The organism is Algoriphagus hitonicola, assembly GCF_900113375.1.
Taxonomy (GTDB): Bacteria; Bacteroidota; Bacteroidia; order Cytophagales; family Cyclobacteriaceae; genus Algoriphagus; species Algoriphagus hitonicola.
The window spans coordinates 1-24,231 of sequence record NZ_FOPC01000003.1 but is presented as its reverse complement, the minus strand read 5'-3'; the positions used below and the strand labels follow the sequence as shown (position 1 = coordinate 24,231).

At 41.7% G+C, this 24,231-nt stretch carries 15 protein-coding genes; 8 read left to right on the top strand and 7 right to left on the bottom strand.

Translation table 11 applies throughout. The features are described 5' to 3' along the window. Positions 1-4 precede the first annotated feature (4 nt). Both BM043_RS04895 and ggt read left to right on the top strand, forming a co-directional pair. Positions 5-2,377, top strand: a complete 2,373-nt coding sequence (locus BM043_RS04895) for a S9 family peptidase (RefSeq protein WP_092789419.1) — start codon at positions 5-7, stop codon at positions 2,375-2,377. Further along, positions 2,370-4,082, top strand: coding sequence for a gamma-glutamyltransferase (gene ggt / locus BM043_RS04890; protein ID WP_092789417.1), 1,713 nt, complete (start codon positions 2,370-2,372; stop codon positions 4,080-4,082). The genes BM043_RS04895 and ggt overlap by 8 nt, the downstream gene beginning before the upstream one ends. A 39-nt stretch (positions 4,083-4,121) precedes the next feature. On the opposite strand, the gene BM043_RS04885 is transcribed toward ggt, so the two are convergent. Continuing rightward, complete coding sequence (locus BM043_RS04885; RefSeq protein WP_092789415.1) at positions 4,122-5,618, bottom strand: calcineurin-like phosphoesterase C-terminal domain-containing protein; 1,497 nt, start codon at positions 5,616-5,618, stop codon at positions 4,122-4,124. An 11-nt stretch (positions 5,619-5,629) separates the two neighbouring features. Continuing rightward, positions 5,630-6,649, bottom strand: a complete 1,020-nt coding sequence (locus BM043_RS04880) for an alkaline phosphatase D family protein (protein WP_092789413.1) — start codon at positions 6,647-6,649, stop codon at positions 5,630-5,632. 241 nt (positions 6,650-6,890) lie between these two features. Here BM043_RS04880 and BM043_RS04875 point away from each other — a divergent pair, with 241 nt between their 5' ends. Both BM043_RS04875 and BM043_RS04870 read left to right on the top strand, forming a co-directional pair. Then, on the top strand, positions 6,891-7,952 hold the full coding sequence (locus BM043_RS04875) for an alpha/beta hydrolase (RefSeq protein WP_092789411.1): 1,062 nt from the start codon (positions 6,891-6,893) through the stop codon (positions 7,950-7,952). Between the two features lie 3 nt (positions 7,953-7,955). After that, positions 7,956-9,560 carry an amidohydrolase family protein gene (locus BM043_RS04870; protein WP_143189474.1) on the top strand — a complete coding sequence of 535 codons (1,605 nt, stop codon included), beginning with the start codon at positions 7,956-7,958 and terminating at the stop codon, positions 9,558-9,560. A gap of 11 nt (positions 9,561-9,571) precedes the next feature. Here BM043_RS04870 and BM043_RS04865 read toward each other — a convergent pair whose 3' ends face one another. The 3 genes from BM043_RS04865 to BM043_RS04855 all read right to left on the bottom strand — a co-directional run bounded on the left by BM043_RS04865 (position 9,572) and on the right by BM043_RS04855 (position 12,884). Continuing rightward, complete coding sequence (locus BM043_RS04865; RefSeq protein WP_092789407.1) at positions 9,572-10,015, bottom strand: DUF1573 domain-containing protein; 444 nt, start codon at positions 10,013-10,015, stop codon at positions 9,572-9,574. Beyond that, positions 10,012-11,211 (bottom strand): 6-bladed beta-propeller, encoded by a 1,200-nt coding sequence (locus BM043_RS04860; protein WP_092789405.1) that lies wholly within the window; start codon positions 11,209-11,211, stop codon positions 10,012-10,014. The genes BM043_RS04865 and BM043_RS04860 overlap by 4 nt, the downstream gene beginning before the upstream one ends. A 713-nt stretch (positions 11,212-11,924) precedes the next feature. Beyond that, positions 11,925-12,884: a tryptophan 2,3-dioxygenase family protein gene (locus BM043_RS04855; protein WP_092789403.1), complete on the bottom strand. Its 960-nt coding sequence runs from the start codon at positions 12,882-12,884 to the stop codon at positions 11,925-11,927. Between the two features lie 119 nt (positions 12,885-13,003). On the opposite strand from BM043_RS04855, the gene BM043_RS04850 reads away from it, so the two are divergent. After that, positions 13,004-14,209, top strand: a complete 1,206-nt coding sequence (locus BM043_RS04850; protein ID WP_092789401.1) for an acyl-CoA dehydrogenase family protein — start codon at positions 13,004-13,006, stop codon at positions 14,207-14,209. A gap of 587 nt (positions 14,210-14,796) precedes the next feature. Continuing rightward, positions 14,797-15,231, top strand: coding sequence for an IS200/IS605 family transposase (tnpA, locus tag BM043_RS04845; protein WP_218144126.1), 435 nt, complete (start codon positions 14,797-14,799; stop codon positions 15,229-15,231). A 324-nt stretch (positions 15,232-15,555) separates the two neighbouring features. Here tnpA and BM043_RS04840 read toward each other — a convergent pair whose 3' ends face one another. Both BM043_RS04840 and BM043_RS04835 read right to left on the bottom strand, forming a co-directional pair. Beyond that, on the bottom strand, positions 15,556-19,305 hold the full coding sequence (locus tag BM043_RS04840; RefSeq protein WP_092789397.1) for a T9SS type A sorting domain-containing protein: 3,750 nt from the start codon (positions 19,303-19,305) through the stop codon (positions 15,556-15,558). 25 nt (positions 19,306-19,330) lie between these two features. Next, positions 19,331-20,422, bottom strand: coding sequence for a DUF1573 domain-containing protein (locus BM043_RS04835; RefSeq protein ID WP_092789395.1), 1,092 nt, complete (start codon positions 20,420-20,422; stop codon positions 19,331-19,333). A gap of 70 nt (positions 20,423-20,492) precedes the next feature. Here BM043_RS04835 and trpS point away from each other — a divergent pair, with 70 nt between their 5' ends. Together trpS and BM043_RS04820 are read left to right on the top strand one after the other, a co-directional pair. Next, positions 20,493-21,467 (top strand): tryptophan--tRNA ligase, encoded by a 975-nt coding sequence (gene trpS, locus BM043_RS04830; protein ID WP_092789393.1) that lies wholly within the window; start codon positions 20,493-20,495, stop codon positions 21,465-21,467. A gap of 1,321 nt (positions 21,468-22,788) precedes the next feature. After that, on the top strand, positions 22,789-23,892 hold the full coding sequence (locus BM043_RS04820) for a serine hydrolase domain-containing protein (protein ID WP_092789388.1): 1,104 nt from the start codon (positions 22,789-22,791) through the stop codon (positions 23,890-23,892). The last annotated feature ends 339 nt before the right edge of the window (positions 23,893-24,231 follow it).

The window sequence follows — 24,231 nt, the reverse complement described above, 5'->3', positions numbered from 1 at the left end:
TTTCATGAGAATCAAGTACCCTTTGCTGACCATTCTATTGATTTGGTCAGTAGAATCAATTGCCCAATCCACACTTTCTGTAGAATACATCATGCGTGATCCCAAGTGGATGGGTACTTTTCCTTCTTCCGCACGCTGGAGTGATGATAGCAAAACCTTGTATTTCGAATACAATTTGGAATCTGATCCTGCTGATTCCTTGTATAAAATCAGATTGGACCAGCCTGACCAAATTCAAAAAGTTGCTTTATCAGAAGAAAAATCCTTGAGCAAAAGTCAAGCAAGGCTTAATCAAGGAAAGAATTTAAGAATCTATGTAGAAAATGGTCGAAAGATCTGGTTGGAGGATCTCTCAAAGGGCAGTGCATCAGTGATTTTGGATTGGCACAACCGCCTAAGCAACCCAAATTTTTTGGCAGATGAAAGTTTTATATCCTTCGTCAGTGAGCAAAATCTTTTTGTGCTCAATATTGAAACTGGCAGCGTGGTCAGAAAAACCAATATTTCTACTGGAAATCAGCCTAGCGATGATCAGAAAAAATCAAATGAAAACGACAAAAAGTTTTTGGTAGAGGAAAATCTCAAATTGCTAGAGGTAGTCAGGCAGCGTCAGGAAAATGATCAGCTGAGCAAGAACTATCGAGATGCTACCCAAAGCGAAAACAAAGACTTCACTTATTACACCTCCGGTAAAAACCCTTCAAACCTGCAGCTTTCCCCGGATGCCCGATTTGCTACCTTTACTTTTTATAGTTCATCAAGCAACAAAAACACTAAAGTCCCGGATTATGTCGCGGCTTCTGGATATACTGAGGACCTTAATTCCCGTCCAAAAGTAGGCACCACTCCTACCCAATCCGAAATCGGAATTTATGATTTGACGCGGGATACCGTGTATTTTGTTTCTGTGGAAAATCTTCCCGGCCTAAAGGATCAACCGGATTATCTGGCAGATTATCCTGATCGAAAAGTAGAAGAGAAAAAAAGAGGTGTAGCCTTATTTGGTCCGGTATTTTCTGCAGATGGCTCCAAGGCCATTATTCAGGCTCGTTCCTTTGACAACAAAGATCGCTGGATAACAGCAGTTGATCTTTTGACTGGGGAATTGACTTCCTTAGATCGGCAGCGAGATGAGGCGTGGATCGCAGGTCCTGGGATCGGCTGGACCTTCTCGGGAGGAACTTTGGGATGGCTTCCCGACAATCAGCATATTTATTTCCAATCTGAGGCAAGTGGCTATTCTCATTTGTATTTGTTGAATGTCGATTCCAAAGAAAAAACTGCCCTGACTCAAGGAAACTATGAGGTTTTTGATCCATTTATTTCCAATGATCAAAAGTCTTGGTATCTAACCACCTCTGAGGTGGATCCTGGAGAGCGACATTTTTACAAAATGCCTTTGATGGGCGGAAAAATGGAAAAGCTAACCTCCATGACCGGAAATAATGATGTCAGGCTTTCACCGGATGAAAATAAACTGGCGATCCTTCATTCCTACAGCAATCGTCCCACGGAGCTTTTTATCAAAGACAATAAAGGAAAAGCAGAGGAAAAGCAATTGACCTTCGGTCAAAGCGAAGAGTTTAAATCGTATCCTTGGAGAGATCCAGAAATCATCCGGTTTGAAGCCCGGGATGGGGCGATGGTTCCTGCCAGGATTTATACTCCAGATCCCGCCAAAAAGAACGGTGCTGCGGTGATCTTTGTCCACGGAGCTGGCTATCTCCAAAATGTGCACAAATGGTGGAGCAGCTATTTCCGAGAGTATATGTTTCACAACCTGCTGACTGATTTGGGTTACACGGTATTGGACATTGATTATCGTGCTTCAGCTGGATATGGAAGGGATTGGCGAACAGGCATCTATCGTCAAATGGGCGGAAAGGATCTTTCAGATCAAACAGATGGGGCTCAGCACCTGATTAAAAACTACGGCGTGGATCCGGAAAAAATCGGGATTTACGGCGGTAGCTATGGAGGTTTTATCACCTTGATGGCTTTATTCACAGAGCCGGAAACATTCAAATCCGGAGCGGCACTCCGATCAGTGACCGATTGGGCGCATTACAATCATGGCTATACTTCCAACATTCTCAATAACCCGGAGGATGATCCTATTGCCTATCGCAGATCTTCTCCGATTTACTTTGCCGAAGGCCTGGAGGGCAATCTTCTGATGGCTCACGGAATGGTCGATGTCAATGTTCATTTTCAGGATGTGGTCCGGCTTTCCCAGCGCCTGATCGAACTCGGAAAAGACAATTGGGAAATGGCCATTTATCCGGTAGAAGATCACGGATTTGTAGAGCCGAGCTCATGGACGGATGAATATAAACGAATTTTGAAGCTTTTCAACACTACCCTTCTTGATGAATAAATTATTTTCAACACTAGGAATTGCATTACTGGCCGGTTTTCAGTTTCTCCTCCTTTCTTGTTCGCAGTCTACCCAAGAACAGATCCCAAAAAGAGGTCTCATCGCAGAAAATGCCATGATTGTTTCTGCCCGAGGCGAAGCATCCCGAATTGGAGTGGAAATCTTGAAAAAGGGAGGAAATGCTTTTGATGCCATGATGGCAACCGAGATGGCTTTGGCAGTGACCTTTCCTTTTGCCGGGAATTTGGGAGGCGGCGGATTTGCTGTATATCGGATGGCTGATGGAGAGATCGGCTCCATTGATTACCGGGAGAAGGCGCCTTTGGCAGCAAGTAGGGACATGTATTTGGATGAAAACGGTGAAGTGATTCCCGGATTGAGCACCGAAGGAGCCTTGGCTTCGGGAGTTCCCGGCACGATCGCGGGGATTTTTACAGCGCAGGAAAAATTCGGAAAACTCAGTCCTGCGGAGATTCTACAACCCGTCATTGATTTGGCACGAAATGGTTTTGTGATCAGCCCCCAACAAGAATCTAGATTGAGAGGAATCTTAGAAGTGGTTAGAGAAGTCAATGGAGAGGATACTTTTTATGGAAAAGAGAGAAGTGCAGGAGATACCATCAAAAACCTTGCGCTTGCCGAAACGCTGGAACGCATTGCCCAAAATGGTAGAGATGAGTTTTATAAAGGTGAAACGGCAAGGATCCTTGTCGACCACCTACAAAGCATGGGTGGCATCATCACCTTGGAGGATTTGGCATCGTATGAAGCAGTTTGGAGAGATCCCGTGGTCTTCGATTATAAGGAATTACGCATCATTTCTATGGCGCCACCAAGCTCCGGCGGGGTAACTATAGGTCAAATTTTAAAAATGGTAGAGCCTTTTGATTTGAAAAAAATGGGCCATAATTCCTCCGAATACATCCAAATACTCACGGAAGCTATGCGTAGGGCCTATGCGGATCGGAATTATTACTTAGGAGATCCTGACTTTGTGGCGATTCCGGTGGATCAACTACTTGATGCTGATTACTTAAAATCAAGAATGGATGATTACGATCCAAATTTGGCTACCAAATCAGAAGATATCGCTGAGGGAAAGGTACAATTTGCGGAAAGTATGGAAACCACTCACTATTCCATCATGGATGCGGAGGGAAATGCATTGGCAGTGACAACCACCTTAAATGGCGCCTATGGTTCCAAGGTTTACCTGGATGAATTGGGCTTTTTTATGAATAATGAAATGGATGACTTTAGCAGCAAAGCCGGGGTGCCCAACATGTTTGGCTTAATCGGGGCAGATGCCAATAGCATAGCGCCTGGAAAGCGAATGCTAAGTTCCATGACCCCTACTTTGGTCGAGCGTGATGGTAAACTCTGGATGATATTGGGAACTCCAGGCGGGTCTACCATTATCACTGCAGTAGCTCAGACTATTCTCAATGCCTATGAATTTGACATGACGATGCAGGAAGCTGTAGAAGCTCCGAGGTTTCATCATCAATGGCTTCCTGATCAGATTTTATTTGAGGAAAATACGCTAGACAGTTCAGTATATCGGAGTCTGACATCCAAAAACTACCTGATCAATGAGGGGCGAACCCCGATTATTGGTTCAGTAGATGCAATCATGCTTTTGCCTGATGGCAAGCTTGAAGGCGGAGCAGATCCCCGCAGAGAAAATGAGGCCGCGGGATATTAAAAAATAAAGGCCTTGAAAGAGATTATCAAGGCCTTTATTTTAGATCTGGACTTTCTTCGAAAACACTCGGCCAAATCGGTCTTTGGCTTCGAAAACCAAGTTTTCGGTTTGATCAGGCTGGAAGAAAAACATATGATCATTGAGTTGGGGTTCTACCCACTGTCGCCGAGCGGGTAATTCCGGGCCGGTATGGAGTTCCATACTCCAAGGATCCAAAGCCCGAATTTTTTCGGGTGAACCCACTTTGATCCCATTTTCATACCAGCTGAGTTCCCATGCCGGATCATAGTTCCAGCAGTTCACTGAAACGTGGTCTTTAAAATCCGAATGATAGCCTTTGGGATAAACCCTAAACTGCTCTTCTTCACTCAATCCCGTTCCTTTGTAAGTCCATTTCAGTTCCGAGCCCCTCGCTTCATAAATCGCATAGCCGCTTGGTGTACCATCATAGCAAATGGGCCCTGACCACCAGGCTCCACAAACTGTCCCGTGACAATGCTCATAAACATGCCCCATGATCATATTGTCATTGAAGTGCGTATGTCCAGATAGCAGGTGTGCATTATATCCTTCCAAAAGCCGGTAAAGATGCTCCCGGTTGCTAACAGTTCCTCCTAAGGTATCCCGATCGGGATAGCGCTCAACGGCTCCGGTATAGCTGGGAATATGCAAGGAAACCACCACTGTTTTCCCTTTTTCAACCAATGCCAGATCCTGCTCTAGCCAAGCCAATTGTTCTTCTGAGATGTAACCAATATACTTGGTCCCTACACCCAGGTAAAATACATCATCCAAGACCACATGATGCACTTCTCCCCGATTCCACGAGTAGTATGTTGGTCCAAAATGGCCTTTGAAGGTTTGGGCAGTCCCGGCATCAGACCGAACTCCAAAATCCATGTCATGATTTCCTAACACCTGAAAAAATGGAATTCCCGTTGCAGCGATTCCCTGATTATATTCCTTAAATAATTCCAAGCGATCAAATACCAAATCCCCGCAGCCAATACCAAAAATATTGGGGTCATTGATTTTCGCGATGGTTTGTTGGACATCCGGAATACTGGTGCTCAGCATTTGCTCAGCTTCGTAGGCATCCTGAATCTGAGTATCTGAAAGCAGCAAAAAATGATGATTTTCATCCGATTGGATATTCTTGGTCAGTTCAAAGGAAATCTGCTGCTCGTTCTGATTGTTGTTTAATCTCTTAAAAAACTGAGCAGAACCATTTTGCTGACGTTGAATTTGATATCCTGAGGGAAGGGATACAAATACAAATTCACGGTCTGAAGAGCTGAGAAGGGTATAATCTCCATTTTGATCGGTCTGTACTACCGATCTTCCATCGGAGATTGCAACGCCAGAAATGCCTTTGCCCGCGGAACTTACTTTACCTCGAACCCGGATCGGTGAAAACCGGGATAATAAAGTTTGATTTTGGACGTCTAAGTTTTCTGCCAAAACAGCCCCTCCTAAGCCCCAAAACATGGCTGAGCTGACACTCAGTGATTTGATGAATTCTCTACGTTTAAACATATTTTATTCGTTTAATGATCAGTAAATGGAACAGTAAGACTGGCATAAGTATCCCCATCCAGCCCTTTGATATGAAATTCAATGGAACGATTCTGCCAATCAATCTCGGCCAGACCATAATTTAATTTTGCGATCAATTCACCGATGCGAAAGCGGTTTTCTTCCTCTCCTACTTTGCTCCAAGTATGAGTCAAACCGCTGGAAGTGATTTCATAAAGTCCACCGGGAAAACGTTCATCCTCCAATTTCATCAACTCGGCAATATGCCGGTCTCCACTCAACAATACCGGAGTTTTCGCATCAGATGAAGCGATCAAATCCAATAGCCGCTCCCGCTCTTTGGGAAAATTGGCCCACTTTTCATATACATGATCTACAGGCAAAAACTGGACACCAGAAACGATCAAGTTGACTTGGGCTTCACTGGTTTTCAGTTCATTTTCCAGCCAGTTCCATTGCTCCTCTCCTAATACCTGTCCATTTTCATTGGGGATATAGGTACCATTCGCACGCATCAGCGTATCTCGATGATAGCGAGCGTCTAGCAGAATAACTTTTACCCGATTATCTCCCGAACCGAAAAGATGCGCTGCATAAGCTCCTTCTCGCTTTCGCTCAGGTGCATTTTTGGGCACATCCAAGAAATCCAGCATCAACTGCTGCGATTGTTCCTTGTGTACGTAATATTTCCCCCCATCATTGATCCCGTAATCGTGATCATCCCAAATACCAATGATGGAGGTGGATTTTCTCAATTGCTGATATGCTGGATTGGCTTTTTGTCGGGCATATTTTGCGCGCAGCGTATCCATATTGTGCGTATCTCCATAGATATTATCCCCCATCCAAATCCATAAATCGGAATTTTCTGCTAAAATCGGCTCCCAAAGGGGCTGAGGAGCATCCTGCCTATTGCACGAACCAAAGGTGATCGACATGATGGATTCCGTTTTTAAAAGGTTCTTTTTAGACTCACAGGCTGTGATCCAAATAAGAAGCAAAAAAATCAGGGTGGGTTTTATGGTTTTCATAAGTGCAGGATTTTATCAGATGATCAAAAATGCACAAGTATTCCCAAATCTGCTATGCTGGAGAAAAACTTAAAAAAATGATAATCTGAAAGAAACCTAGAAAAGAATTGTCAAGTGGTTGTATTTCAAAATATTATTTGCAAATTTTATATGTATCCAACTCAAAAGGATCGCGCCGTGGGTCCTGCCTTAATTTTAGCAGGTGTTTTTATCGTGAATAGTTCTTTTAATCAATCGTTTTATGGTCACACATTACATCATTACCAACCGGGAAGTCACCTCTCGAAAAAGCAAAAATTATATCTCCGTCAACGATAAAGAATATATGCGTAAAGACGGAGATGAAGAAGCCCGACACAATTTACGCTATGGAACCGTCAGTTTTGATCCCGACAAAGCCAAAAAACTCGGGGATTTTGATATCAAAATCCTTCCCGAAGTCAGGGAAGATTTGTTGGCAAAATATGCAGATGACAAGGATGTAAACAAATCTGTGTTTCCTTCTTCACAGGTATTCAATGAACTCTACGAAGCCGGGGTAAAAGCGAGTAAAAAATCAAAGGGTTTGATTTACCAAGAAGATATTTTGGTCTTTGTTCATGGATTTAAATCGGACTTGGAGACAGCCATGCAGACCCTTGCGGAGTTACACCGAAGATATGTGGAGCCCGATGATTCCCCTATCAAGCATTTGGTAATATTCACCTGGCCGGCTAAGAAAAAACTCCTCAAATACCGATCAGATGCCTACGATGCCACTCAATCCGGATTTGCTTTGGCCCGGTCGATGGCTTCTCTTCGTGAGTTTTTCAAGAAGAAATTTGTGGAAGAGCGAAAACCCCTGTGCCAACAAAAAATCCATTTGATATGCCATAGCATGGGGAATCGAGTTTTGGAAAATATGGTAAGAGGTGTCGTGGATATCGGAATGGAAATCAATTCCCTTTTCGCAGAAATAATCCTAGTGGGAGCAGATATCGATTATTACGCGCTGGAGCAACCCCATCCCCTCTACCGCTTGATTGATTTTGGGGAGCGGGTGCATGTGTACTATCACAACAAAGATCAGGCCTTGGGCATTTCTGAGCTGACCAAAAATGCCTTCAACCGACTCGGAAGATGGGGAGCCAAAAACTCCATCAATCTTCCCGATGATATTTACCAATGCGATGTCACACCCATCCAAGATGACAAAGGATTGCTCCACGACACCGTTCACCATTGGTATTATACCAATTCCCCCTCAGTCGTTGAGGATATCATTCATGTGATCAAAGGTGAGGGTTCCATTTTTAGTTCATAAGCCATGCGGAGAAAATTTTCAGATTTACACTGTCACAATCACATGCGGGCGCATTTTCAAATGCAGGAAAAAGAGCGGAAATTTCGGCGCAGTGATAAATTCAGCCCTTGGACGGTGATCGCTTCCAACCGGCGAAATTACCAAGCCGGAAAAATGGGGGCCTCCTACTCCCAGATGGACTTGGTCAAATGCTGGAATTCGAATTTGAGACTGACCTTTAATTCCCTCTACCCACTTGAACGGGAATTTGTCAAAGGGATGAAGCCCCAATTCGGAGAGGATAAATGGTATAAGTTTTTGATTGCCTTCGCTACATCACATAAGCTTCCTTTACGGGATTTTATCCAGGTGGCTTATATGCGGATTCCGGATACAGCAGTTGATTTTTTTCAATCTCCAGAATATGATTATTGGGAATCGCTAAACCGGGAATTGGAGTTTGTGAGCATGGACTCCGGAAAAGTAATCCACAAGAATGAAATTCATATTCCAGGGAAATTTATCGGCCGGAAAAAAGCTGAAATGCGAAGAATGCAGCAGTTTCCCAAGTCTTACATTGCTAAAAAAGCATCTTACAAAATTCCCGCTAATAAAAGTGAATTGGAAGCCTCGCTATCTGATGATCAGGAGATCACCATGATTTTGACCATCGAAGGTGCTCATGCTTTGGGTACGGACCGGGTAGGATCCATCGAAGAAATCTCCGATCGGATTCATTTTATCAAGAATGTCTGGAAATTTCCCGTTTTCTTCATCACGTTTGCCCATCATTTTGATAATCATCTTTGCGGTCATGCTCATTCTATCCCTGACACGGGAAAATTGTTATTGAACCAGCGAAAGCGAATGAATGGGGGTTTCAACAACGACGGAAGGCGGGTAATCAAAGAGCTCCTGAGTATTGATTCCAATTTTGAACGAGATTCAAATTTAGGCTATCGAATTCTGATTGACGTTAAGCACATGAGCGCCCGCTCCCGAAAGGAGTTCTACAGCTTGGTTAATAAATGCCTTCAAAAAGGGGATAGAATCCCAGTGATCGCCTCACACTGTGCCTATTCGGGGATTTCCACGCTGGACAAGCATATCGGACTGGAGGATAAGGAAAAAGATGATTACACCGATCCAAGCGGGAAATTCAATGCTTGGAACATCAATATGTGCGATGAAGACATCGAAATGATCGTCAAGACCAAAGGGCTTTTCGGTCTTTCCTTTGATCAGCGGATATTGGGAATCACTAAAAAAGACTTGAAAGAAAACCCAAATCGAAACGGGATTCAGCTTATTTGGGAAAATCTGGAAGCCATTATCCAGAGTGCCTATTCGAGTCCCAATCTCAGTGAGGAAGAAAAAGAACAAGTGTGGAAATGCCTCACGATCGGGACAGACTTCGAGGGGCTCATCGATCCCGTGGATCCTTATCCCAGTGCGCTGGAGTTTGAATTGATGGCCAATAATTTAGTTTTTAGTATCGATCAAGCACGAAAATCAGGAAGCAAAGCGCATCTAGCCCATCTCCAATCCCGGGAAGATGTCGTCACTGCCGTGGATGATTTTTGTTTTGGGAATGCAGAGCGGTTTGTCTTGGAGAATTATCCTGAATAAACTAATAAATGTTAATCTGGACTTTCAAGATCATTTCCATTGTAGATTCCCTCAAAACTTAAGATCTCAGGTGATCCTGGAAAATTACCATGTACTAAAACATCTGAATAAAAGTAACTTGGTAGTTTTTTATTGTAATTGACTTTGATTGAAATTGAATCATTTGGAGAAATCTTATTATCAAGTAAAGCTGCTGAACTACAGGTACAGGAAACTTCAACATTTGTGATAATCAAATCATTGCTCCCGGTGTTTTTTACAAAAAATTCTCCTCTAGCCTCCTCTCTTTTCCCAACCTCTCCAAGGTTAATATTTCGTTTAGAAATAGAAACTGTTGTAAGCTCGACACCCTCAAGTGGATCATAAATGTCATCTTTAAAAAAACGATGATAGATAGCATAAGAAAGCAATAAAACAGATAAGGCAAAAAATAAATAACTATAATACTTTTTCATAACCGTTCTTTTAATTGAAATCTCATTAGAATCGTCTCCTCTTGATCAGTTCCAGAAAGCACACTGTACAATTTTGGATCGGAATCTCGCAAACTAGGTAAAGACTGTTTAATGTCTTTATAGTAATATGCTATTGACTCAATGTTTGAGGCCACCCAATAGCTTTTACTCATTTTTGAATAACTAGGAATATTATAAGGGCCTATAAAAAACATTTTTACATAAACATCCATTTCTTCCTTATCTAATGAAGCATGTATTAGGTTTAAATGACCAAATGTTTGACCACTAGATAATTTCACACCAAAAGTATATCCATTTAATTGACCCTCTCGAAAGCCATAATAACACATAAATTCCTGATTTGGGCCCACTTGAAAATTTGTCAAAATTTTATCATTGGTTTTATTATCATAGTTTATATTATATTGACCATAGTTAGTAAAGTCTTCCTCAGGAAATTGATTAGGAAAATAAACATTAAAAATAGAAGAATCCATTGAGATATCTTCAGATAATTTATAAATTTTAGATGATAAGGGATAAGAAAAATAATCATTAATTATGAAACCCGAATAGTCCATAGCCTGATATTGTCCGCTTCTATCCACATACATCCTTTTTCCAACTAGGCGACCATCAGTATTATAAATATCGATATTAAATTCATCATCACCTTCGATGAGAAAGGAATATAATGCTAAATTACCCGATGATAACAAACTAATCTGAGTCCCCCATTTTTTTGTCTTAAAATCCTTTTTGAAATTTAAATCATCATCAAAAACAAAAACCTTAAAATCACCCCTAGAGTAGATAAATATTAAATCATTATTTACAGCTACATCTGTAACCTCAAGGAACTCCCCAGGACCTTGACCTTTGTTTCCAACCATTCCCAAGTAATTTCCTCCTTGATCAAAAGCAAATACCAATTTCTTCTTCTTATCAAGGATCAAAATTTTATCATTTATCTCCAAAACTTTCTTGGCAATAGTTATTTGAATAGTATCAGGAGTATTTAATTTCAAGTATTCAACATTCTTAAATAATTCCCTAATTGAGATCAATCGATCAACTTGCTCTACATTATTAAAATCAATAATTGTTGGATTTTCAATATACTCCTTGTCACTTTTTTGAGTACATGATATGACAGAAAATAACACTAAAAGAAAAAAAATTATTTTTGACATAATTTCAAGAGTTAAAGCTCAAGCCCATATTGATCATGGACTTGAGCAATTTTCCAATTTATTCAACAGCTAGTCACCAATACTTGGGTTCTTGCATTCCAAACAAGTATTGTCATTACAGGTGTTTTCACCAAATGTACAATCATTACATTCCCATGAGCCACCACCATCAACTTGACAGGTCGTACTAATCCACTGTTTGTCACCAACGCGAGCTTGACTGGACTTCGGTATAGCCAAAAACGATACAGATACAAACATTAGCACAACTGCAATACCTGAAATTAAATTTAACTTTCCTATTATAAATAGTTGTTTTGTAAGATGAAAATTTAAACTAACACTACAATCATACAAACAAACAAACAAACAAACAAACAAACAAAATTCGGAATTTTTTTTCGAAAAAAATTATTTAGAGTATAGTTACTAAAAAAAGTCCAATTTTTTTTAAAAAAATCAGAAACTATTTCCTTGATTTAGTGCCTTATCCCCTAATTCCGGAATTGCATATTACGCATTTTCGAAAAAAATTAAATACTATGCTGCAATCAACTTTCCATGTTTTCCCTTCCAATGTCTTTCTGTTTTGGAACAAAATTCATCAAGTAAAACCAATGAATAGATCGAAAAACCCAATATTTCTAAAAATAAAAACCTCAACAAAATGAAATAATCATTTTCTAGATGTTAACAAAACTAATATTAGAAATCTAATCTTCCCCGAAAATCTCCTTCACTACCCAGCCTTTCCCCCACTCTTCCTTTTCTTTTTCGGTCCAGAGTTCGGGAAAAAAGATCACTTTCTGAAAACGCGGTGGAAGGTATTTCTGCCAGTTGGTGCCACCGGTAGCGGCAATATCCACCGGGTCACGCTGCAGGTAGCGAACAGCCGATTTGTAATGGGCCAAAGGCCAAAACACATTGGCTTTCAAGTCCAGCTGTTTCATCAATTCGGTCAATTCGGTTTCCGGCTTCTCTAATTCCATATAGCGCTGCCAGAGATTTTTCCTACGGTAGTTTTCGATCAAATCTTTGAGCTTTTTCCCATATTTCAGCTCAAAATTTTTCAGCGTCAGCGTCTTTTCTCCAGTAGCTAGTTCGATTGCTCCTTGCTGCCAATACAAATGCTCAAAAATATCATCAGTTGGAGAATGGTAGTCAAAATCAGCCCGGCTCTTAAATTCGATCAAATGAAATGCATCTGTTGCCATCAATTCGATTTCCCGGTATTGGGCACTTTGAAAACCTGAAGAAGGAAGCAGCGACATTCTAAATTTCAAAAATTGCTCCCGTTCCATCCCTTTCCACATCATGGCAAAAGATGAAATCAAATGATCCAAGTACATCAGAATTCGTTCAAGCCGGTTTTTGAAAAAGTCCTGCGAAAGTGGCTTTTCATCAGCGATTTGCTCCATTTCGGAAATAATCAGCTTGAAATAGAGTTCGGTAATCTGATGATAAATAATAAAAATCTTCTCGTCTTTAAAGCTCGTTTTAGGCTGCTGTAGAGCCAAAAGTACATCCAGGTTGATGTATTCCCAATAGGTCAAATAATCCGCATAGAGCAAGCCTTCCAAGTAGGAAAGCATGTCCTGGCCTGAGGCTTTAAATTTCTCCTGAAGCAAATGGATTTTGTCTAAAATCTGTGGATCAAACTGGTTTTCGTGCATGAGGCAACTTTTAGGAAAAAAGATAGTTTTTTAAGTACCGATCTATTTATTTCGGGTCAAAGCTGGGACTTATCTTCCCGGCAAAATTGTCTGATAGAATTCAATAAACCAAATAAACTATGGTGACCGAGGGAATCCAAAAATCACAAAAGAAGGACCAATTTGAAGGGGTGGATTTTTTAGATCTCGATGATCTGCTGACGGAAGAGCATCAATTGATTCGAGCTTCGATGCGGGACTTTGTCAAGCAAGAAATTTCTCCTTATATCGAAGACTGGGCACAGCGTGCTCATTTTCCTGAGGAGATCGTCAAAAAATTCGGAGATGTCGGAGCCTTTGGTCCACAAATCCCGGAAGAATATGGCGGTGGGGGATTGGACTACATCGCTTATGGATTGATTATGCAGGAGATCGAGCGGGGAGATTCCGGGATGCGATCCACTGCATCAGTTCAGGGATCATTGGTGATGTATCCGATCTATAAGTTTGGCTCTGAAGAGCAACGCAAAAAATACCTGCCCAAATTGGCTTCCGGCGAAATGCTGGGCTGCTTTGGGCTGACTGAGCCCGATCACGGTTCCAATCCCAGCGGGATGACAACCAATTTTAAGGACATGGGCGATCATTATTTGTTGAATGGTGCCAAAATGTGGATTTCCAATTCACCTAAGGCTGACATAGCCGTAGTCTGGGCAAAAAATGAGGAAGGACGGATACACGGGTTGATTGTGGAGCGAGGAATGGAAGGGTTTTCGACTCCAGAAACGCATAATAAATGGTCCCTTCGTGCTTCTTGTACCGGAGAATTGGTTTTTGACAATGTGAAGGTTCCAAAGGAAAATCTCTTGCCTGGTAAATCAGGACTCGGTGCACCGATGATGTGTTTGGATTCGGCACGTTTTGGGATTGCTTGGGGAGCAATCGGAGCAGCTATGGATTGCTATGATTCTGCCCGAAGATATGCAGCAGAGCGCATTCAGTTTGACAAGCCGATCGGAGCGTTTCAGTTGACACAAAAGAAACTGGCGGAGATGCTGACCGAAATCACCAAAGCCCAGCTTTTAGCTTGGAAAGTCGGCAAGATGATGAATGAGGGAAAGGCCAAGACAGTGCATATATCCATGGCCAAGCGAAATAATGTGGAGATGGCGCTCCACATTGCCCGGGAAGCGAGACAAATTCACGGCGGAATGGGCATCACCGGCGAATACCCCATGATGCGACACATGATGAATCTGGAATCCGTGATCACCTATGAGGGAACGCACGATATCCATTTATTGATTCTGGGCAATGAGATTACAGGGATACCGGCGTTTAAGTAGAGATATTCATAAATATAAAGCTTAAAAAAATGCTTAGAAACGTCATCTGGGCATTTTTTATAGCATGGATCGCGCCTTCAGCCCTCGGGATTGTGTGTTTTTCTAATTAACCCTAAATTCCATTTAGGGCTGGTATAGGGCGCGCTTTCAGCGCTTTTCAACAATTGTCCACGTCTATAAAATTCCCTGCATTAAGCCTAAATGAGATAAATTCGGTACCTAAGACATTAACAATACAATTCCAGATAAAGAATTGCTTAAATAGTAAGATAGATCATAGTGCAGAAGGCACGAACCAGAATAAAATTCTAGGACCAATAAATTAGGGTCCACCAAGAGTGCCAAAGGCATCATCTATAGCCATCTAGAAAAAATCAGGTAATTATCAATAAAATTTAAAGTGCCGAAGGCACGAACCATAATAGCCCAGAGTAAAATTCTGGGATCAATTAATTAGAATCCACCAAGAGTGCCAAAGGCACGATCTTATACCTGCATAATTGATTTTTTTTAATTAGAAATTGTACATTAAAGTTGATTAGAGATATTTTCTAACCTTTTAATCCTCTTAAATCATGCCTCAATCGTTGTCAAAAGTCTACCTCCATATTGTTTTTTCGACCAAAAATAGGGTGAATCTCATTCCTGAAGAAACCAGATCTAACGCCGAAGCCTATTTTGTAAAAGTAAGCTCAAATTTAGGTTCTTATACAGAAGAAATTTATATCATGCCAAATCATGTCCATTGGCTTTGTACTCTACCCAGGGTCTTATCAATTTCTGAATTGATCCAAAAAATAAAAATTTCTAGCTCCGCAAAAATTAAAGAATTTGGAATTCCAAATTTTACTTGGCAAAAAGGCTATGGTGTATTTTCTGTAAGTCAATCTCGATTAGAGTCAGTGAAAAAATATATTCAGAATCAATCTGAGCACCATAAGAAATTTGATTTTCAAACAGAATACCGAACATTTTTGAAGAAATATAAAATTGAATATGATGAAGAATATCTTTGGGATTGAAGATCGAGCCTTAAACGCTCGGGATTGTGTGTTTTTCTTATTAACCCTAAATTCCATTTAGGGCTGGTATGGGGCGCGCTTTCAGCGCTTTTCAACAATAGTCTACGTCTATAAAATTCCCTGCATTAAGCCTAAAGGAGATACATTCGGTACCTAAGGCATTAACAATATAAGACCAGAAAAAAAACCTACTTAAAAATTAAGAAAGATCATAGTGCCAAGGGTACGAAATATATCAGTCCAGAATAAAATTCTGGGATTAATTAATTTGGATCCACCAAGAGTGCCAAAGGCACGATCTTATACCCTCAAATAAAAAATATATCACTCCACCTTACTAAACCTGCCCAAATACGATCTCCCCTCAACATCCATAACCCAAACGAGGTAAACACCCGAACTCAATTTTTCTACCTCAAGCTCTAATTCATTATCATTAACCTTTCTTGAAAAAATGCTCTCAGTCACGCGTTTTCCATCCATCGAAAACACCTCAAATTGTACGATTTCTACCCCAAAATCGACTGGAAGCTTCACCTGAATCCGATGGCTTGCCGGATTGGGATATAGAATCAACTCGATCACATCGAGCTTGGATAGTAACCCTGAAATAGTCACTTCAATGGCACTTAACCTTTTCTTGCAACCTGCTTCATTTTCCAATTCCACTTCATAGCTACCCATTTTGTTCAACTCCAACAATTGGGAAGTTTCTCCTTCCATCAATTCCCCATTTCGATACCATTGATAACTTTTTGCCCCTTCAGGCGCCACTAATTTTGATCCGTCTTGGACAATTTCTCCTTCGGGAAATTTGGCAAACTCGACTTCAAAATCATTGGTTTCAGTAAGACAAGCGCCTTCATAGCGAATCAATGCCTGGTAAACTCCGGGTTCTCCGGTTTCCAAAACCTTACCGGTTTGTCCTTCTATTTTTTGCCCATTTCTTCGCCATTGGACTACCTCAAATGGCTTTTCGGAACTGACTTCAAGTCTTGCGCTTTCCCCTTCACAAATAATCGATTCCCCCTGAATTTGGATCGGATCTGATTCGAAACGCTTCACCGTAACCACGGCTATCTTTTCGGTTCGATTGCCTGAAAAATCTTCGGCCACCACCCGAATTTCCACTTCTTTACCGATATCTTCACAGGTCACTTCAGTTTGACTAATCCCGAATGCCACCTGCCCACAATTATCCGAAAACTCCTGAATCAATAACTCCTTCGTTAGCTCAACCTTTCCGATACTTACATCCAATTCGACTTCCAGATTTTTCACCACCAACTTGGGAGCAAGCTTATCTGCAATCACCAAATCAAAGTTTCTGGTCCAGGTATTCGAATTTTCATCTTGGATAGTTACCTCTAGTTGCTTTTCTCCCAAATCTGTACAGTCAAATAGACTTTGGCTTAGGGAAACGGTCCAATTGGAATTTTCCAACGGCCAGGTTTTAAAAATCGACTCAGGGCCCAAATCTGCCTTACCATTCTCTCCCAATTCCAGTAAAAACTCAGCTTTCAGCTCAGGAAAATCAAATTCACTTTGCTCCAAATTCAAGACTTCAGATTTTACCTGACAACCATTACTCAACTGGATCTCGGCAACATAAAGCCCTATTTCTTTCACGATCAGGGAATTTCCTTTTTCTCCTTCAATCAATTGATCATACCGATACCAAGACAAGACATCATAGTCGAGTTCCTCTCCTAGCTTGAGTTCTACTTCTCCTCCTTCATACAATTCATTTAGCGCAGTAAGCGAGACTTTTTTGGACTCAAAAACATTCAAATCAACCGTTCTGGTTTTAGTTGTTGAGTTTCCCGAATGATCGGTAAGCGTAATATCTACCGTAATCGGATCGTAGCTCCCATCGGGATTCAAATCAGCACAAGTGATTTCTGTTTTACTTAAATCGATGCTTACCGGATAAGTATTTAAGCAGTTTTCGTAGATATATTCCGTTCGGATATAAAAATCATCAGGGGACAAGGTCACCTTACCGATCGTTTTATCAAATGGAAGATTGGCATTGGTAGCTTCAAAATCCGGCGGAATAGTATCCACCACTTCCACCAGCACCACTTTGGTCCAGGTATTTCCTTTGGAGTCCGTGATCTTCAGCTCATTTTCTGTGCCTGAGAGATCTGTACAGGTGTAGATTTCAGAACGGGAATAAACCACTTCCCATTCTTCCTGAACTTCATTTTCTAAGTAGTCCTGAAGACTGGTCTCGGCCCTTCCATTTTCATCCAATTCGACTCTAATTGCGGATTTAAACAAAGGCTCAATTGTGCTTTCCTGCACTTCCAGTTCAACCATGACGCTGAATTCATCATTATACACTCTTCGTTCGACCGATTGGAGCTCATACGAATCATTCATCACGGGAAAAATATAAACAGGAGTAAAATCTATTCTCGCAAAGGTTTTATCTCCATCTTTTACCTTGGTCACATTGATTTCCAAATGCCCATAATGCTTTCCCCCATCGGTAATCACGGGGTTGGTACCAGCGGTATTCCAGATTTCCTCTGAATTTTCGTCAGCAGTCCAAGCTTTAAATGAATTATAGTCCACCTTGGGAAATGGCGAGGATCGATAATCTCTTTTTACACCAAATATCCCATCTCCGGCGACTCCCACGTCATAATATAAAATACTCTTGCCGTCTCCATTTTCATCAACAACACTCCGCTCAAAAAGCTCATCATGTCCACTCAGGACTGCAATCACTCCATACTCCTCCAAAAGTTGGTTAAGAATTCGCATCGGAACCCCGCTCTGTCCGATATTCAATTCATGATTCAGCGGAACTCCATGTTCGCCTGAGCTGTATGCGATGTGATGGTACTGAACAAAAATCAACTGACCAGATTCCGAAGCTTCCTTCAGATTGGCTTCCAGCCAAATGTATTGATCCGATCCTTGGGCAAAACCCGACAAATCCGTCCCTCCATTGGACTGATATTCTGCCGCGGTAAAATTTTCCTGGGTATCCGTTCCCAGTTCGGTTAGTTCTTTTCCCGATATTTTTTCCTCTTCGGAAAAATCATCTGCCGACTGATCCGGCGTGCCATTGCTCGAGTCTAAAGTCAGAATGGTAACCGGACCATAATCGACTCGATAGTAGCTTTGCCTGTGCTTTTTCAGAGGATCTTCCTCGGGTGTTTCAAAATAGGTATGGAAGCGCGTTCTACCAACTTTTGGGGCAAACTCTCCTCGCTCATTGTATTGATAACCACCGCTGATTCCTCCATAGTTTTCCCAATTACCCAAAGCAGGAAGAATGGGAAATCGGGTCAGTATTTCGTCCAATTCTCCCGCATTATGCCTAAAAAACTCGTCCCAAGCCGGTTGATAGCCGCCTCCTTGGGTGAGGTCTCCCGGCATTACGATAAAATCAGGATTTCGGGATTTGATCACCTTTAGATTTTCGGAATAGCCTTGGGTTTCTGTCAGCATATAATGCGGTACCTCGATTCCACTTTGACTGGTAAAGCCGAATTTCTCTTTCCACAAATCCGGTACAGTCAGGCCAAAAGGCCTTAAAAGTGGATTTCCCGGTCCCCATGGACGATGTCGATCTCTTCCTGCGGGTTCTGTCTCGCTATCCGAAAGCGCGATAAATCGAAAACTCTCCCAGTCTTGATCGGGTTTGGTTTTAAAGTCGGCGCTAAACTTTTCTGAACCCAAGGTAACTTCATAGCTGTAATTTTTTCCAGCTGGTAGATCGGGAAGAGCGACTCGATAGCGAAAGGTTTGATCGGAAAAAAGCCAAGAGCCCTGAGGCAAATCGGAAATGCTTTGCGCTTTTTCCTGAGAGGTATAATAAATCTCTGGGACATTTTCCCCATCCACCGCTGACTCCCAAACCACCGCCCCTTCTGCATTCTTTACCACAAGTTGACTTTCCGCATTTTGATCGGAAAACCAAGTGATTTGGATATTTCCTTCCCCATAGAGCTGTAAATAGGGTTTTATCCTAAAAAAACTTTCTTCCAACTCCAACTTGAGACTCATTCCCAGAAAAAGTGGAAGAATCATTAAAAAAAACAGCTGTTTAGGTTTCATTTTGTGGGCTTTAGCTAGCCCTAATTTACTTGATTCTGGACTTGATTACTATAGACTGGACGGGATTTAATGGATCATTGCTGAAAATAAAAATATTCCGCTGATCGATTCCTTTTCTGCCCGCAGGATCAAAGGTAATTTCTAACTCCATGCTTTCTCCCGGTGCCAACTCCGTTTTGGGAATTTCTAAGTTTAGACAGTCACAATTGCCCTGTATCTTTTTGATTTTCAAGGTTTTTTGTCCTTTGTTGGTCAAGGTCACCAATTCATTTTGAATATCACCCGAGGAAATTTCTCTCAAATCAATTTCAGCATTTCCGATACTTAAATTTGGAATGACCCGCAACTCGTTTTTAGAAAATGGCGGATAATATTCAAAGACATTGGCCAACACTGCGATCTGCTGTGGAAGGGAATCCCCAAAGGATAAAGAAATGCCTTCCTCAAAAAAGCCCAAGTCACCTTTTTCAGCTCCGTTGTAGGAAAACTGAAGCAATCCGCGGGAATTTTGCGGGACGGTATCCTGCACTAATCGAACGCCAATGTAGTCCGGCGCATAGAAACTCAGGCTGTCTTGATAGATTTTCTTTTCTCCAAAATTGAAAAACTCTACCTCTTTGATTTTAGGTTCGTGGGTAAATACTTCTCCCATATTGACTTTCTCCAATCTAAAACCTAAATCTCCTTTCCGCACGGGATAATCCGTTTCGGGATTTTGGGGTGCTGGAATGGAAACTCCTTCGATGTAAAGAGTGTCCTGTGTATCCTGAAGATTCCCTTTGACCACGACCAATTTGGAAAAGTATCCCGCAGTCGTGCTCGGATTAAAGGAAACGTGGACCTCACCCTCCTGTCCTACCTGCAAATTGTCCTTGGTGTAATCCACCGTCGTACAGCCACAGTCAGTCCAAATCCGCTCAATTTGAAAAAGTGAATCTTGGGTATGGGTAAATCGAAATGTCGCGACCTGAGGCCCATATTCCTCCAGTACCGTTCCCAGATTGATCCGATTGACTTCCCAAACTACTTTGGAAACCGGAACTTCCTGAGCAATACTCAATTGAAGCATAAAAATGCTTAGAATAAAGGTGAAAAGGGATTTTGTTTTCTTCATCATGGCTGCAAATAACGGATAATTCCAAACGAATTATAGGCTGTTTTACTTAATTTGCGCCAAAATCGGACCAATGGCAAGAGTACTCACAGGCATACAAAGTAGCGGCAGACCCCATTTGGGAAATATCCTCGGGGCGATCGTTCCGGCGATCCAACTGGCAAAAGAAAACGCCGAAGAATCATTCATTTTTATTGCGGATTTTCATTCCCTGACAAGTTCTAAAAATGGAGAACTCCGCAAAGAAAATACGCTTGCGGTTGCGGCGGCATGGCTGGCCTTTGGCTTGGATATCGAAAAAACGGTTTTCTACCGTCAGTCCAGACGACCCGAAGTCGCAGAATTAACCTGGTATTTAAACTGCTTCGCTCCTTTTCCGATGCTGGCCAATGCGCATAGCTTCAAGGATAAATCCGAGCGTCTGTCCGATGTCAATGCCGGGCTATTTACCTATCCTGTGCTGATGGCAGCGGATATCTTGCTTTATTCGGCGGATTTGGTTCCGGTGGGTAAAGATCAGATGCAGCACTTGGAAATGACCAGAGACATAGCAACGGCTTTCAACCGGATTGTAGAAGAGGATATTTTGACAATTCCTGAGGCTCGGATTTCGGAATCGGTGAAGACCATTCCGGGAACCGACGGCCAAAAGATGAGCAAGTCTTATGGAAACTACATTGATATTTTTCTCCCCGAAAAACAACTCAAGAAAAATGTCAATAGCATCATCACCGATAGCACGCCACTTGAGGAGCCTAAGGATCCTGATACCTGCAATGTATTTAAACTCTATAGTTTGATTGCGTCAGAAAGTCAAACAGCCGAACTGCGCCAAAAATACCTAGGTGGGAATTATGGCTACGGCCATGCCAAGAAGGAGTTTATGGAGTTGATTTTGGAGAAGTATGCCGAGGAGCGAAAGGCTTTTGATTTTTACATGACTCATCCAGCCGAAATTGAAGCCAAGTTGGCTGCGGGTGAAGAAAAGGCGAAAATCGAAGGGGAGAAAATTCTGAATCGGGTACGGGAAAAGTTGGGATTTCGGTAAGGTAAATTTCTTTCCAAATACCCTCCAGGGGTTCTTATGAATCGAAAAGAAGGTTCCCCCATTTTTCACATCCATTAAAAAAACAATCCTTTGGGATTTGGAAAACAAATAAAACCCTCCAAGGGATTCCTATTTCCAAAAAATAGAATTTCATTCAAATAATAAGGCAATCCATACGATAAACCCTTGGAGGGTTCGAGCACCGGATTGCGCTGAAGGCGCAACAGATAATAGCCCAAAATGCAATTTTGGGGTAAAATAGTTCAGGTGACAGCAGGAGCGCTGAAGGCGCTATCTATTTTAATTCGGATTAAAAATCCTACGATAGGAGTTCGAAATTTCAAATCTCGAACAGCAGAGGTTTTACTGCTGATACCGCTTGGATTTCTTTTTCTTGTCCTTTTGGCTTAGCCCAAAAGGACCAAAAACCCAAGGCTTTGAGCTTTGTTATCTTTCTACCGAAAGATTTTTTGGCAGGAAAGCTCATCTAAAAATACCCGGATCTCTGAGGCAAGCACAGAGCTAGGGTATTTTTTTGACGGCTCACCGATCCTTCCAAAAACCACAAATCTCAAGGCCCGTCCAGATAATGTCCACTCTGGAATAAATTCCGCCGTGGTGAGTAAACTATCCGTACGCGACGGATCCCCAACATCGAATTATAAAACGAAATACCATAATGTTTTAGAAGTAATTTTTCTGGAATTTAGGTCTACGTATCACCTCCTAAAAAAATCCCGCCAAAATGGCTAAAATACTCAGCTCCAAAAAATTGACACTAATCAATTTTATGATTGTCTTTTACTTTTTTCTTCTCTGGTTGATCAATTATTTCCAAGTTGACTTATTTGCGATTGGGTTTATCGTCGAACTGTTGACCATTCCTTTTCTGTTGGGGCAAGTTATTTTTCTAATCCTAGGAATCAACTTTCTTATCAAACCTCCGAGGCCTTCCCTCTTTATTATCAGCTTTTTGTTGTTATCAATTTGTGCCCTTTTGACTTTTGGGAGCTTTTTTTAGATGTTGAATTGAGTTTATCGCAGGGCCTTCTAAGTAGCTTGTCAAGCCCAGAGAATATCCGCATTCACACAATCGACAAAAACCCTCCAAAGGATTTATAATCTACAAAAGATAGATTTTCAAACAATTATGTAGAAATTCCATCGATAAACCCTTGAAGGTTTCGTGCACCCAATTGCGCTCAAGGCGCTATCTTTTTTTCGGATTATTCCCGATAGCGAGGATCTTATGGAGCCGGAAACCATTTTTAATTTAAACCATTTCCACTAAAAAATGTCAAAGAAGTAAATATGAAGCCGCATGAAAACGTTGATTAGCGCTTTGACTTTATTGATGGTTTTGACCTCATGTTCCAACGGAGACAATGAAAATATCGATATCCCTCCTCAAGAAAGCAGCAACTATTTTCCACCACTGAATTCTGACGAATGGGAAAGCATCTCTCCCATGGAATTAGGTTGGGATGCGGCTAAATTGGATGAGCTATTGAATTATTTGGAAACAAACCATACCCGGGCATTTATCATACTTAAAGACGGGAAGCTGGTAGTGGAAGAATATTTCGGAAACAACATACTCGGAACGGCTGCATTTAACAAAAACTCCCAGTGGTATTGGGCTTCGGCAGGTAAAACCTTAACTGCCACCTTGGTTGGGATTGCCCAAGAGGAGGGGATGCTTTCCATTGAAGATCCCAGTTCTGTATACTTAGGTGAAGGTTGGACTAGTTTGGCACCCGAAAAGGAGCAATTGATTACCGTAAAAAATCAACTTACAATGACCACGGGATTGGAATATGAGGTATCCCAACTTGATTGCACGTTGCCGGCTTGCCTTACTTATCGTTTGGATGCCGGGCAGCAATGGTTTTATCACAATGCCCCCTACTCCCTTCTGAGAAGGGTCGTAGAAAATGCAACCGACACTGACTACAATGAATACACTGATCTAAAGGTGGAATCGAAAATCGGTATGAACGGGCAATGGATAGCGCAAGACTATAATACCATCTATTGGAGCACGGCGAGAGATATGGCGAGATTTGGACTTTTACTTCTGAATAAGGGAAAATGGGATGAGACAGCGGTTCTTTCAGACCTGGAGTATTACAATCAAATGGTGAATACCTCACAGACACTAAACCCATCTTATGGGTACCTATGGTGGCTGAATGGAAAAGAATCCATTATTTTTCCAAGCATTCCCAATTCCTTTAACACCTCGCTATCAGAAAATGCTCCCCAAGACCTAGTCGCCGGAATGGGTAAAAATGGGCAATTTGTAGAATTTGTTCCCAGTAAAAATCTGGTGGTGATTAGAATGGGAGAAGCGCCCGATGGCTCCTTGGTTCCGATCACTTTTCATGATGAGGTGTGGGAGAAGCTTGATTTGATTATTAATTAATAAAATCTCTCAACTTTCCCCGAGAAAATTCCGGCGCTGTGAGTAGACTATCCGTCCACGGCAGATCCCGAACAGCCTAGCAAAACACCCTCCAAGGGTTCGGAAAACAAAAAAACCCTCCAAGGGACTCCTATTTCCAAAAAATAGAATTTCATTCAAATAATAAGGCAATCCATACGATAAACCTTTGGAGGGTTCATAGCCTATGCCGCTGTGAGTGTCTCACTCACAGGGGTAAAATAGTTCAGGTGACAGCAGGAGCGCTGAAGGCGCGATCTATTTTAATTCGGATTAAAAATCCTACGATAGGAGTTCGAAATTTCAAATCTCAAACAGCAG

Excerpts from the sequence above, each read along its gene's own strand:
- trpS (WP_092789393.1), top strand. The coding sequence starts at position 20,493 with ATGGCAAGAGTACTCACAGGCATACAAAGTAGCGGCAGACCCCATTTG.
- BM043_RS04835 (WP_092789395.1), bottom strand. The coding sequence starts at position 20,422 with ATGATGAAGAAAACAAAATCCCTTTTCACCTTTATTCTAAGCATTTTT.
- BM043_RS04855 (WP_092789403.1), bottom strand. The coding sequence starts at position 12,884 with ATGCACGAAAACCAGTTTGATCCACAGATTTTAGACAAAATCCATTTG.
- BM043_RS04865 (WP_092789407.1), bottom strand. The coding sequence starts at position 10,015 with ATGAAAAAGTATTATAGTTATTTATTTTTTGCCTTATCTGTTTTATTG.
- BM043_RS04870 (WP_143189474.1), top strand. The coding sequence starts at position 7,956 with ATGCGGAGAAAATTTTCAGATTTACACTGTCACAATCACATGCGGGCG.
- BM043_RS04860 (WP_092789405.1), bottom strand. The coding sequence starts at position 11,211 with ATGTCAAAAATAATTTTTTTTCTTTTAGTGTTATTTTCTGTCATATCA.
- BM043_RS04880 (WP_092789413.1), bottom strand. The coding sequence starts at position 6,649 with ATGAAAACCATAAAACCCACCCTGATTTTTTTGCTTCTTATTTGGATC.
- BM043_RS04820 (WP_092789388.1), top strand. The coding sequence starts at position 22,789 with ATGAAAACGTTGATTAGCGCTTTGACTTTATTGATGGTTTTGACCTCA.
- BM043_RS04895 (WP_092789419.1), top strand. The coding sequence starts at position 5 with ATGAGAATCAAGTACCCTTTGCTGACCATTCTATTGATTTGGTCAGTA.
- BM043_RS04840 (WP_092789397.1), bottom strand. The coding sequence starts at position 19,305 with ATGAAACCTAAACAGCTGTTTTTTTTAATGATTCTTCCACTTTTTCTG.
- BM043_RS04885 (WP_092789415.1), bottom strand. The coding sequence starts at position 5,618 with ATGTTTAAACGTAGAGAATTCATCAAATCACTGAGTGTCAGCTCAGCC.
- ggt (WP_092789417.1), top strand. The coding sequence starts at position 2,370 with ATGAATAAATTATTTTCAACACTAGGAATTGCATTACTGGCCGGTTTT.
- BM043_RS04875 (WP_092789411.1), top strand. The coding sequence starts at position 6,891 with ATGGTCACACATTACATCATTACCAACCGGGAAGTCACCTCTCGAAAA.
- BM043_RS04850 (WP_092789401.1), top strand. The coding sequence starts at position 13,004 with ATGGTGACCGAGGGAATCCAAAAATCACAAAAGAAGGACCAATTTGAA.